Here is an 11,907-nt window from a genome sequence, read left to right on the forward strand (position 1 = left end):
AAATTCAAGGATGTATGTCTGTCCTCAAGCAAGTTGCAGAGGAAACGCCATGAAAACCATCGGATACACTCAGACCGGCGCCGCCACCGTATTGACCGCGCAAGAGGCCGACCGCCCCGAGCTGCACCCGCGTGACCTTCTGGTCGCGGTCAGGGGGATCTCGGTCAATCCGGTCGACGTGAAGCTTCGTGCGAACCGGGCACCAGAAGGGCTTGGCATCCTTGGCTTCGACGCCGCAGGTGTGGTGGTCGAAACCGGACCAGACGTGACGGGCTACAAGGTCGGCGACGAGGTTTTCTACGCCGGCGACGTCACCCGCCCCGGGACCAACGCCGAATTCCACGCGGTGGATGAACGCATCGTCGGGCGCAAACCGGCCTCGCTGGATTTCACCGAAGCCGCAGGCCTCCCGCTGACCGCTATCACGGCTTGGGAAATGCTGTTCGACAGCTTCCGCCTAACCGAGGGCGCAGGCGCGGGCCAGAGCCTGCTGGTCATCGGCGGCGCGGGTGGTGTCGGCTCGATCCTGATCCAGCTGGCCAAGCGCCTGACCGGGCTGACGGTGATCGCCACCGCCTCGCGCCCCGAGACGCTGGAGTGGGTGCGCCGGATGGGTGCGGATCACGTGATCGACCACCGCGGTGACATTGCCGCGCAGTTGCGCGACCTGGCATTGGTGCCGGACTACGTATCCGCCCTGACCGCCACCGACCAACACTGGCCCGCCATCATCGAGCTGATCGCCCCGCGCGGCCACGTCGCCTTGACCGACGACCCTGAGGGGCTCGACATCGCGCCCGCCAAGCCCAAGGCGCTGACTCTCAGCTGGGAGTTCATGTTCACCCGGTCGATGTTCGGCACCGATATGGAGGCGCAGCGCGATCTGCTGAACCGTGTGTCGGCGATGCTGGATGCGGGCGAGCTGATCTCTACCGTCACCGAACGCGCCCACGTGCTGACGCCCGGCACTCTCGCCGCCGCGCATGAACGGCAGGAAAGCGGGCGTGTGATCGGCAAGCAGGTGCTGCCGGGCCTGTCCGCCTAAACTTGGGGGAAGGAGCCAGACATGCGAGACCACTTGGACAGCTTTCCGCAAATCAACAGGGGCTACGACGGCACCTTTCAGGCCGGGCGGTTGAGCCTTGGTCTGGTGGTCCCGATCACCGCCTATCCGGATAGTCCGGTGCCAGACATGATTGGCCATCTGGCGCGGATCCAGCGGGCCGAGACGCTTGGTTTTCGTGCGGTCTGGCTACGGAATGTGCCGTTTGACGTGCCGAGCTTTGGCGATGCGGGGCAGCTGTATGATCCGTTTACATACCTTGGCTACCTCGCGGGGCAGACCAGCGACATCGCGCTTGGCGTCGCATCCATCGTGCTGCCGCTGCGCCATCCCGCGCATGTGGCCAAGGCCGCGGCCTCGGTCGATCAGCTGTCAGGCGGACGGCTGATCCTTGGCGTGGCCTCGGGAGATCGCCCCGAGGAATATCCGGCCATGGCCTGCTGCTCTGCTGACTTCGGCGCGACACAGCGCATCTCTGGCTGGCGCGCCGCGAACACGATCGCTTCGGCATCAGCCGCGTCATTTTTCTGACGCTTTACGAAGGGCCGGACGTACTGCGGCGCAATCAGTTTGGCTTCGTGGCCAAGTGCTTCCATCTGCCGCGCCCAGTAGCTCGCGCTGCCGAAAGCCTCGAACACGACCAGGCAGGCGGGCTGCTCGGACATGAACTGCCGGAATTGCTCGGTGAACCTGGAGAACTCGCTTTGCCAAGTCCACCCCAATCATCGTATCCTTCTTCTCGCCGTCCGCCTCGCTTAGTGGCTTTCAACGCCACCATCCTGGCACATTGCGATGCCGTCTGGCAGGGCGGCAACCATCCCTTCTCGGAACACTAGGGGCTGCCTAATTTCTCTTTCCGCAAGAGCTTATTGAGCTTAGGCTTGAGGCAGATGGAAGAGAGCAGATATGACAAAAACTGAAGGCATGGCGTTCTCAGAGCGCGTAGAATGCATCCGCAAGCGATTTCTCTCGGAACTTCCCCAGCGCGCCCGAACGATCTCAGATGTTCTAGCCGGCTCCGAGGATGAGGATACCAAGGAGAGCCGCTCTCGCAAGCTGCACAGGATGCTGCATGACATCGCTGGGAGTGCCGCGATGCTTGAGCTTTATGGCATCGAAGTTGCAGCCCGCCGGGGTTTGGCAATCGCAGAAGTATCTGATGCTCGTGGTACGCCTCTCGATGAGGAAAGCCGCTCAGTCATTCAAGACTCGGTTTGTGATATGCTTGCTGTTGCAACTTCGAAGCTCGCGGATTGCTGAGTGAAGTCAAAGGATGAACCTCTCGTGAAATTTGCCAGTATTGCCGCCGGCATCATTGCCGTCATGCCATTTGGGGCGTGGGCGCAGGAGCATGCGAACGATCTGCCCTCCACGACCGTCGAAATGTCTTCGAAATCGATTAAGAGAAGCATCACGCTACGCGAGGCAGGCTTTGGAACCGGGCTGACCTTTCGCCAGCTTTCGGGGCAAGCTACAGTCTTCATACCGGTTCCGGATGCCACGCCCTTGCTCAACGGGATTATTACGTTGAGGATCTCACACGGTGCCACGGTACCAGTGGACCGGTACCTTCAAGTTTCTGTGGCCGGAAGGCCGGCCTTGACCGAGGGTCTCGGAGACCGACACGAAACTTTCAGCCTAGAGGTGCCGTTCGACGCCGCTGCGGTCTCTTCCGGTTTTCTCGCGATCGGCCTGACTTATTCAGGTGCTTTCTCTGACCGGGTCTGCGTCGATGAACGGGCGTCTGGAGATTTCATCCAGATCGCGCCGGAATCGACAGTGACACTGGCACTTGACCCCGAGCGCATCAAAACGCCTGCTCAATTTTCTGTCTTCCGCCCTGAACGCATGCGCGTCGTTTTGCCCGACCAGCCTTCGCTTGGTCTATTGGCTGCAACAACACGGGCTTCTGCATTGTTCGGCGCCGAGGCGGGCAACCTCCGGTTCGACTCACCAGAGACGAACACGGGGCAGAATTGGACGGAAGGCACCGTGCAGATCGATGTTGGTACCTCTGGGGTACAAAGCGAGATGCAAGTCAAAAGCGGCGCGGATTTCCCTGAACTCATGGTGCGTGGCACCGATCCGCAGCTTGGACTATGGCAACTGGCGACAAGTTGGTCCCGTCTAGCCGGCGGCGAGAGCACCATCACTACAGCGATCGCGCGGGACAACTTGGACGAGGACATACTACCGCTCACGGCGTTGGCTGCCGACTTGACGCCCCGAGCGGTCGTGTCGACCCAGGATGTGCTTGTCCCCTTCCAGTCTTCCGATTTGCCGGCGGGTAAGACGGTGGGGGCGGTAAGCCTCGTAATGGCAGCGGCGCTTGATGCCGAGGGACGAGGCGCAACCGCCTCGGTCTTCCTCAACGAAGCGCTGCTGGGCAATCGGCCGTTGTCCTCCGGTACGCCTGAGCGTTTGACTTTCGATGTCCCGCCGGGCCTAATCGCAAGGGACAACCAGCTGCGGATTTCGATTCAGCGCCAAACCACTGGGGGGGACTGTCGGTTCAAGCCGCAGGGTTACCCGGCGCAGATCCTGCCAGGCAGTGCTCTACAGCTAACTGAATCCAACACTGGAAGTCACTTCTTCACGCTTCGCCGAGACTATGGTGATGGTGTGCAGATCGTGCTCGATTCTGCGCTTGACCTCCGCGAAACCCTGCCTTGGATCGCCACCGTTGCGGGCAGTATGATACCCGACCGGGCTAACATCGTGCCCCGCGCCACTATCAGCGCTATTGAGCCGGGGATGCCATTCCTTGTGGTTTCGGACAGCTCTCCAGCCGACGAAGAGCCCACCATCACCTTTGACGCTGGCCGCGTCGAGATTTCGAATAGCGAGGGTGAAATCGTATTCGCGGGCGATGAACTTGACCGCTTGGGTGTAGTGCAAATCGTGACTCGTAACGAAGAGGAGGGCATTTGGCTTCGCCCAGGACGCGGACCCGCGCCCGAACCGACGGAGCGGACGCCGCTGATCTTCAATCGTGGCGACTTGGCGTTGCTCGGGCAGGAGGGAATGATCGTCTCAACGTCAATGAGGACGAACCCTGTGCTTTCCGTAAGCTATCCAGATCGTGCCAGTCTTGCTCAGGTTCTTGCAAAATATCGCCCTTGGATTGTCGGTATGCTCTGGGCGCTGCTGACATTGGTCATACTTGTGGTATTCCAACGAATCTACCGAAGCCGCGGTGGCGATTTGAAAGGCTGAGATCAGATGCAGCTTGATGCGGAGAGTCAAGCGATCGGGACGCTGCTGCTGGAGCGAGGTGTCTTGAAGGCAGAGCAGCTTGACGAGGCCGAAGGCCTTGCCGAGCTCTGGAATGTATCGTTGATACAGGTCTTGCTTTCTCGGCGCTGGCTGACTTCGCGAGAGCTATACGAACAGATCGCCATCTATCACGACCTTCCGCTGGTCGATCTGGACCAGGATCGGGCTGACGATGAATTGGTGCGGCGTTTCGATTCCGGGCTAATGAACCGCTTTTCGACCATCCCCCTGAAGAAAGACGCGAAGGGCGTGACCGTGGCCACCTCCCGTCCCGGGCCGCGAACGCTGCTTCATATACGCGAACTCTATGGCACCAATGCACGCATCGTCGTGGCGTCACACTTGCAGATCTCGGCAGCGCTACAACAGTCTTTCCGAGACCAGCACTCCCACGAGGCTGTCTACGCCCTTGCTGAACTGGACCCTGACATGTCGGCGCAGCAGGTGATGACCCCGCCGCAGATATTGGTGATCTACCTTATTCTTTCGGCGCTGTTGCTGGGGTTGGCCTTTGCGCCGATTACGACCCTAATCGCGCTAAACGTTCTCCTGACCATTTTCTATACTGGAAATTTTCTGTTCAAGGGGATGCTGGTTTGGATCGGCGGAGCGGCACAGGAGACATCGTCGCGAGCGATTGCCGCCGAAGCCCAGATGCTTCGCGACGAAGAGTTGCCGACCTACACTGTCCTAGTTCCAATGTTTCGCGAACCCGAGGTATTGCCGATCCTCGCCCAAGCCTTGCGCAATCTCGATTATCCGTTGGCGAAGCTTGATATCAAGATTGTGCTCGAAGAGGGCGACCTCGAAACAATCGAAGCTGCAGAAAAACTCGATCTGGAGGGCGTGTTTGAGATCGTGCGCGTACCCCAGTCTCATCCTCAGACGAAGCCAAAAGCCTGCAACTTCGCGCTACGCTATGCGCAAGGCGATCTCCTGGTGATTTTTGATGCCGAAGACAAGCCGGAACCCGACCAGCTTCGAAAGGTCGTGGCTGCGTTCAACCAGTCCTCTTCCAACACGGCTTGTATCCAGTGCCGGCTGAATTATTACAATGCCCGTGAGAATTGGCTTACGCGGATGTTCACGCTTGATTATTCCTTGTGGTTCGACTTGATGTTGCCTGGCCTTGAGAGAATGGGCATCCCGATACCGCTGGGCGGAACGTCGAACCATTTCCGAATGGATGTCCTGCGAGAACTGAACGCATGGGATCCATTCAACGTCACCGAAGATGCCGATCTGGGCATTCGCCTTACCCAGAAAGGCTACCGGGTCGGCGTTATCGACAGCACGACCTATGAGGAGGCCAACGTCTCAATACCAAACTGGATCAGGCAGCGGTCACGCTGGATCAAAGGTTATATGCAAACCTTCTTGGTGCATTCCCGGCGTCCAGTTCACCTTTGGAGGTCAGTGGGGTCGGCCGGGGTCTTCGGCTTTGTATTCTTCATCGGCGGTACAGTCCTCTCTGGTCTGCTCAACCCTCTCTTCTGGCTGATTTTCGCGGTGTGGCTTGTTTTCGGATCGTTGGCGATCGAGGCCTACTTCCCGCTGCCGGTTCTATATCTGTCCCTGGTCAACCTGCTCGCCGGAAATGGTCTTTTAATATATCTGACCATGGTGGCTCCTTTTCGGAGAAACTGGACTGATCTCGCGCCCTGGGGTGTGACGGTGGTCGGCTACTGGGTATTGATGACCATCGCAGCTTACAAAGCACTCTGGCAGCTGGTCTCCAATCCCTATTATTGGGAGAAAACCAATCATGGCCTGTCGAAACATACCGCTATAGAGCTCGCTGAGGCCAATGCTAAAAGCACCACGAGCTTCGATAAAGCGGTCGGGGCCCGGGACCCGATGACATGACGCGCGCTGCTGGATGGACCGCTCTCGCCCTAGTACTCTTCTCGGCTCTGTTGCTTGCACTTGGCTGGATGGAAACCCATGGGTTCATGTCCTCCGATGTTACCCAGCTCTGGGCCAAGGCGATTGTGCACAACGGCAGTGCGGGGCGCTTCATACCATTCGACGCCTTCTATCCGCCGGCGCCTTATGCCCTTACTCTAATGATCCAGTCTTTTGCGGGAGGAACCGGCGTTCCCTCGCCTTTCCTTTTGTCTGCGGCCCTCGGAGCAGCAATACTAGCCCTTTGGCTGCGGAACCTTTGGCTCAATGGCGGGATCTCGTTGACTGGAAGCTGCATGATTGTCGCCCTCCTCGGCCTCAACCCTTTTTTTCTTAGGGCCCTAGCGGACGGTCCCGAAAGCATGTTCACAATGCTTGGGACATGGGTCTTTGCGCGGGGAATTGTAAATCTGCGGATTACCGGCAATGCTCCGGACATGATGAAAGTGGCTGTCGGGCTACTGATCGTCGCTCTATCGGACAACTATGGTCTGATGATCAGTCTTGGTGCGCTTCCGTTCTTGATAGTCGCGGCACGGCCAAGCATGATTTCAAATTCCTCGTTCGGCTACCTTCTTGCCATGTTCTATCCGGTAGCAGCTGCACTCGGGTCGCTCTTTTTCGTTTCCGCGATTTTCAACAGTACCTTGGTGCCACAGATTATCGAAGGGCCTTCGCAGATTACTGCGGCTGAGCATCTGCGCGTGCTATCGGGGATCGTGCCAGTGGCGCTTGCAGCGGTGTTCCGCACGATCATGACGCCAAGTCTTTTCATGCCACTCTTTGCGGCTTTGGGGTCTGTGCTTGGTGCCTATGCTCTCAATATTTATCTCCATGTTGAAAGTGATCCGATCGTTGCCATCGCTCCGACTATGGCAGTTGTTGCCGTTGGGATACGTTTCTGGCCTCCGACTGCGGTGCGCACCCCAATTTCCGTAGCGCTTCTCACTGCCACAGTTGTATACGCGACGCATGTTTTTCGCGAGACATCGATCCCGGAAAGTCGCGAATGGTGGAAAGCAAGTATGGCGGTTGGTCCTGAAATTCCAAATCCAACTGCGCAGGCAGCCGCATTCCTCGACGGCAAGCTTGGCGTTATGGTCGATGCAGAGCGTAATCCGGAAATTGTTGTCGCCATGGGCGATTTAACCCAGCTCGTCATTTCAGGTGATCCCGTTTACGATTGGGCGCTCGAAGGGGGGCTGCTGCAAGCGCCATTTGTCGTTGTTGCGAAGCTGTCAGGCCAATCGCAAATTGATGATCGCATTTTGCTTCGCTTTCCTCAGTTCGAGCAAGATCGCGTTCCGGGATACAACCAAATCTACGAAAATAGCCGCTGGCGAGTATTCGAGCACACAGGGCCTGAAGGGAGTTTTTGACATGGCATACCACATCATGTCCGTCGACGATTCTGATGTCGCGCAAGAATACATAAGAGCTTCGTTGGCGGACATCGGTTATGAAAGCGTTATTTGTTACCAAAGCCCGCTCAAGGCGCTCGAGGACCTGAGTTCAGGAGCTGTCACGCCAGACCTTTTGCTTCTTGATGTCATGATGCCCGAAATTGATGGTGTTGATTTGTGTGCGCGTGTCCGCGAACTTGGCCGTCTGGCTGATACACCAATCATCATGCTGACAAGCCGGGCGGATATGGAAACACTTAACCATGCGTTTCTGGCGGGCGCCAATGACTACGTCACCAAGCCATTCGACCGAATAGAATTGCGGTCTCGTATGCGCAACTGCCTTCGCTTGAAGGCCGAGCTTGAGCGCCGACGACCCACGGGTGGCGGGCGCCGACAGACCGGGGAAGTCTCTGCTGAGATGACGGAAATCCTTAACAATAAGGCAGGATTCCAAGCAGCTCTACAAGCGATTCCTGAAAATGAATTCAGTCGAGTGGGATTAATTGTTTTTCGAGTGATGAGTCAGAAATATGGTGCTGTTCTGCCGCCTGAGGAGGCAGCGGTGCTTTACCGCACCATGGCTGCTCCACTCGGTGCGGTGCATGTGTCCGCCGCGCATATGTTCTGCCACTGGGGTGGCGATTTATTCTGTCTCGCTACTCTCGATCTCAGCGAAGATAAGATGATATCCCTCGCTGAACGCTTCGTCGGTGCCGTCGCGGAAAGCACTGTCTGCGTGCGCGAGGGTTGGGCGAGTCATCCTGTTTCGATCGCCGCTACGGTGATGCCGCCTAGCAATGATCCTGCGGCGGCGGCGCTTGGCAAAGCTATCGCTGCGGCGGATCGGACCTCTGGGCCCGCGAGTTCGCTCATCCAGATCGTCGGTTCAGAGGTGGAGCCGAGATAAGGCATGTCACGTCCCGAGTTCTTCCCCGGAGAAGATGCCGAGCCGCAGCGCAAGTCTAAGGTTGGGTTTCACATATTGATGGTCAGCATCACTGCGTTCTTTATGAGCGGCATGGTTATGTTGTGCTGGGCCGACTACCATCGCACCGAAGACCGAGAACAGGAGCAGTTGACGCATTTCGCGGAGCTATTCGAACAGTCGCTGGAGGCATCTTTGGAAATGGCCAATCTAATGATGTGGTCAACGATAGAAGACATTGCCTACACGCCGTTTGAGTTGTCGGCCAATATCGACGCAATCTATGGAAACAGGCTACAGCGCTCGGTGGCCGAGATTCCACAGATCGACGCCTTGCTTGTTCTGGACGCCGATGGCTTCGTGTTGTGGTCTTCAGTCGAAAGCTTGGTCGGCTTGAACCTGTCGGACCGCAACTATTTTCAGAAAGCCATCGGCCTGTCACCAAGCGAGTTTGTGATCGGCGAGCCCATCACTTCGCGCGCAACTGGACGCCGCTTGACCCCCATCGCATGGCCGGTCATCAGCTGGTCCGGAGCTGTTCGCGGTGTCATCGCTTCTTCGCTGGGCGAAGAGTACTTTGCAGAACTTCTGTCTTTGCAAAACCTAGACGAAGATATGCTCGTGCGGATCTTGTCAACCAATGGCGAAATAGCATTCGAAACGGAAACCATGCTCGGCGATCTGGCTCCTGACCGGCTGATGACCGCCAGCAACCCAATAGAAAACCTCGGGCTGCTGGTTGAGGTGAGCCGATCCCGCACAGCGGTGATGCGTAGCTATTGGGAACGCACTCTAGCCTTCGGCGCGACCGCGAGCCTGCTGTTTCTGACAGTTCTTTTTTCGGCAGTACGCGCAAGAACTCAGTCGATCATGCTAGCTAATGGCCTAAGGCGATCAGAACAGGACCGGCTCAAGATAGAGACGACACAACGAGAGTTCGATGCGATTTTCGAGAATGTCGGGGACGGCATCGTCGTTTTCGATGATATCGGCACCCTGCAACGCTCGAACCTAGCTGCCCGAAATTTCCTAAATGTCTTTAATGACCAAACTGCAGTCAGGCGGTTGCGTGACCGACTTCCTTCTGTGGAACAAATGCCCGAGGGCCCTACATCCTATATACTTAATCTTCCCGCGACCTCGGAGCCTATTGACCAAATTGTGCAGTGTCGGGTCATGAAACTTCATCTCTACGGCTCCGATATCGCCTACTGCGTTCTTACGGACGTCTCCGCAAATGAGCGCCTTTCCGAGGCGCGTATGTCCTTCATCACTTCAGTTAATCACGAGCTTCGAACGCCATTGACATCGCTTTCTGGGGCGCTCGACCTATTGCGTGACCGGTACAAAGAACAGCTACCATCGAACGCTATAAAACTCGTTAACATGGCCGCCCGCAACGCCGACAGGCTTTTGGTATTGGTCAACGACATTCTCACTTTGCAGGCGATTGATCAGCAGCAGCTTTCCATCCAGCTTGAGCCAGTGATGGTAAGCCAGGCCTTGGATGAGGCCGTAGCCAGCAACTCAGGCTACGGCATAGGTCGTGATGTGAGCATAATTGCGACGCCACTAGGTTCAGACGACGACGCCACGCTACTTTTGGATCGTGTCCGGTTGCAGCAGATTTTCTCGAATCTGATCTCCAATGCGATCAAGTATTCCCCTCCCGGCGGAAAGGTCTATGTCGGGGTCCGGACTACCCCTGAAAGAGTCACGTTCTATATCAGAGACTCGGGCCCTGGCATTCCAAGTGACTCGACGGACAGGCTCTTTGACCGCTTCACCAAGCCAATTCACAACGAAGAGACGCAGGTCAGCGGCACCGGCCTTGGCCTCGCAATCACTCGGGAACTGGTTCATCGGCAGAAAGGCGAAATCTCTGTCACGTCCAAGGCTAAGGCAGATGGCTTCCAGTGCAGTGGTACGACGTTCGAGGTGACGTTCCCGCGCTCTAGAAACACGAAAGATGCTACCGCATGAAAGTTCTCTTCGTAGATGATGAGTCTGATATCCGCGAGTTAATCGAACTGGCGATTTTAATGGAGGACGACATCGAGGCGACTTTTGCCGGATCGGGCGTGGAAGCGCTCGCTCTTCTGGAAACGCAGTCTTTCGATGTCATGCTGTTGGATGTTATGATGCCACCTCCAGATGGTCTAGATGTCCTGCGCGCTGCACGCACCAACACTGATAACGGAAAAGCTACCGTCGTTATGTGTACAGCGCGTACCTCGGCGGAGGCGGAGGCTGAGTTTCTTAGCCTAGGTGCTGACCACGTTCTGCACAAACCCTTCAAACCGCTGAAGCTTGCGGATTACATCCGATCCGTCACTAGAAGCACATGAGAGTGGGGACATGAGATAGTGATCCACAGAAAACGTTATCGCGCTTTGGCGTTCTGCCTTGTGGTATCTGACCCTTCAGTTGTATTGGCCAGTGCGTGGCCGCGTGAACAAGGTAGTTCGTTCCTATCGGTTTCAATCCAATCCACTGTAGGTGGATTGGATTACGGGGACTACGGCTCCTTTTACTACGAATATGGTATGACCGAAAGTATCACTCTAGGGATTGATGCGGGTAGAAATCTCTTAGCCGATGACAGCTCCGCCATTTTCTTCATACAGGCCCCGCTGAATCTCTTGGGTGAGCAGAACCTCCTAGCCTTGGAATTTGGTCTCGGCGGGGCGGATGTATCCGGGCGGTGGCGCTCTGCTTTTAGGCCAGGGTTGTCATGGGGGCGCCCGTACGAGACGTCATGGGCGAAGGGCTGGATGGGCGTTGATGCGAACTATGCGCGATACAGCGGAGGAGAGAGTCTCGTCAAAGTGGATGCTACCTTTGGAGTCAACCACGACAACGGATCGTTGACTATCGCGCAACTGCAGGGTTCCTCACCGAGCAGCGGCGAGGCCACCCTTGCCTTAGCTCCCTCTCGGATTCTTCCAATTGGTGCTGACAGCTTCATCGAGTTGGGTGGAGTATATCAGTTCAATAATCACATAACCTCTCTCAAGGTTGGATTCTGGTCGAATTATTGAGTTCGTTTCCGATATTCTCCATATATTGCACGCTGCGCCGCCCCATACGACAGATTGATCCCACAAATTCTCTATATAGGGGCATCCCAATTGGCGACTGCCGAGGGAGCGAGCTCTCTTCAACGGCAGGGGCAGTCAGGTTCGATCGGAACAATTGTAAGCGCTGTCACCGCGGCACGCCTGTTCAGCTTGACGGGTTGAAGTTCCATGGCAGGAGCTCGTCGATCCTGCTGGCGGGGTGACCGGCGGCGATGGCTTCGAGGGTCGCCTTGATGTAGGCGAAGGGCTCGA

The 11,907-nt window shown here is 56.8% G+C and carries 11 protein-coding genes and 1 pseudogene; 10 read left to right on the plus strand and 2 right to left on the minus strand.

The window, feature by feature from the left end:
- Nucleotides 1–49 precede the first annotated feature (49 nt).
- Nucleotides 50–1,045, plus strand: coding sequence for a zinc-binding alcohol dehydrogenase family protein (locus tag ACXAJT_RS25025; protein WP_475240920.1), 996 nt, complete (start codon nt 50–52; stop codon nt 1,043–1,045).
- Nucleotides 1,046–1,192: 147 nt separating this feature from the next.
- Nucleotides 1,193–1,594: an LLM class flavin-dependent oxidoreductase gene (locus ACXAJT_RS25030; protein ID WP_475240959.1), complete on the plus strand. Its 402-nt coding sequence runs from the start codon at nt 1,193–1,195 to the stop codon at nt 1,592–1,594.
- On the opposite strand, the pseudogene ACXAJT_RS25035 reads toward ACXAJT_RS25030, so the two are convergent.
- Nucleotides 1,492–1,789: pseudogene (locus tag ACXAJT_RS25035) on the minus strand (IS110 family RNA-guided transposase); the annotation flags it as partial. The gene ACXAJT_RS25030 and the pseudogene ACXAJT_RS25035 overlap by 103 nt on opposite strands.
- 180 nt (nt 1,790–1,969) lie before the next feature.
- Between ACXAJT_RS25035 and ACXAJT_RS25040 the strand changes: the two are divergent.
- The 8 genes from ACXAJT_RS25040 to ACXAJT_RS25075 are packed head-to-tail and all read left to right on the plus strand — an operon-like array spanning nt 1,970 to nt 11,616.
- Complete coding sequence (locus tag ACXAJT_RS25040) at nt 1,970–2,323, plus strand: Hpt domain-containing protein (RefSeq protein ID WP_475240924.1); 354 nt, start codon at nt 1,970–1,972, stop codon at nt 2,321–2,323.
- 24 nt (nt 2,324–2,347) lie between these two features.
- The gene (locus ACXAJT_RS25045) at nt 2,348–4,279 is read left to right on the plus strand and encodes a hypothetical protein (protein ID WP_475240927.1); all 1,932 of its coding nucleotides are present in this window, start codon (nt 2,348–2,350) and stop codon (nt 4,277–4,279) included.
- A gap of 6 nt (nt 4,280–4,285) precedes the next feature.
- The gene (locus tag ACXAJT_RS25050; RefSeq protein ID WP_475240933.1) at nt 4,286–6,205 is read left to right on the plus strand and encodes a glycosyltransferase family 2 protein; all 1,920 of its coding nucleotides are present in this window, start codon (nt 4,286–4,288) and stop codon (nt 6,203–6,205) included.
- Complete coding sequence (locus ACXAJT_RS25055) at nt 6,202–7,623, plus strand: hypothetical protein (RefSeq protein ID WP_475240938.1); 1,422 nt, start codon at nt 6,202–6,204, stop codon at nt 7,621–7,623. The genes ACXAJT_RS25050 and ACXAJT_RS25055 overlap by 4 nt, the downstream gene beginning before the upstream one ends.
- 1 nt (nt 7,624) lies before the next feature.
- On the plus strand, nt 7,625–8,557 hold the full coding sequence (locus tag ACXAJT_RS25060; protein ID WP_475240940.1) for a response regulator: 933 nt from the start codon (nt 7,625–7,627) through the stop codon (nt 8,555–8,557).
- 3 nt (nt 8,558–8,560) lie between these two features.
- Nucleotides 8,561–10,558, plus strand: coding sequence for an ATP-binding protein (locus ACXAJT_RS25065; protein WP_475240943.1), 1,998 nt, complete (start codon nt 8,561–8,563; stop codon nt 10,556–10,558).
- Nucleotides 10,555–10,923, plus strand: coding sequence for a response regulator transcription factor (locus tag ACXAJT_RS25070; protein WP_475240946.1), 369 nt, complete (start codon nt 10,555–10,557; stop codon nt 10,921–10,923). The genes ACXAJT_RS25065 and ACXAJT_RS25070 overlap by 4 nt, the downstream gene beginning before the upstream one ends.
- 18 nt (nt 10,924–10,941) lie before the next feature.
- Entirely contained in the window at nt 10,942–11,616 is a 675-nt protein-coding gene (locus ACXAJT_RS25075; protein WP_475240952.1) for a hypothetical protein, read from the plus strand.
- Between the two features lie 184 nt (nt 11,617–11,800).
- On the opposite strand, the gene ACXAJT_RS25080 is transcribed toward ACXAJT_RS25075, so the two are convergent.
- Nucleotides 11,801–11,907, minus strand: a 107-nt coding sequence (locus ACXAJT_RS25080; RefSeq protein WP_475240961.1) for a transposase domain-containing protein, incomplete at its 5' end; no start/stop codon positions are given.

The organism is Salipiger sp. ABF4_146, assembly GCF_056161345.1.